Genomic DNA, 408 nt, shown 5'->3' on the forward strand with positions numbered 1-408 from the left:
ATATTTCAACTCACACGCTCACGTGGAGCGTGACACTTGATGTTGTGTATATCTGGTGCTTGCTCAACGTGATGCGGACTTATTTTTTTATTTAATGGGTATCGGTTTGATTTTGTTCACTGTGCGTTCACAAATAGCATGGCATTTTCATGCGAACTTACTAGGGATTTGTGGATCACTTGGGGTACGCTGGTCAAAATATTAGGACGCCTTCAGGGTCATAGGTCTCTTTGGTGCCGTAGTGTTCTACTCTATGCTTCCAATTGTTGCCTAAGTAATATATCCGCAGACTATCATGCTTTGGGTCTATTATTTTCAGAAGTTTATCTTTCACTTTCAGAAAAGTGCCATAGTCTACGTCTATTTCAAACACGCTGTTCTGCACTCGCTGTCCATAATTTTGACACT

Annotated in this window: 1 protein-coding gene; it reads right to left on the minus strand. The window is 40.9% G+C overall.

The window, feature by feature from the left end; translation table 11 throughout:
- Positions 1-193: 193 nt before the first annotated feature.
- Positions 194-408 (minus strand): CRISPR-associated endonuclease Cas2 (cas2, locus tag QVO88_RS05955; RefSeq protein ID WP_288177819.1); only part of this gene is annotated, 215 nt, incomplete at its 5' end.

It is taken from the genome of Ruminococcus sp. CAG:57 (assembly GCF_000435935.1).
In the GTDB taxonomy this organism is placed as follows: domain Bacteria; phylum Bacillota; class Clostridia; order Oscillospirales; family Ruminococcaceae; genus Hominimerdicola; species Hominimerdicola aceti.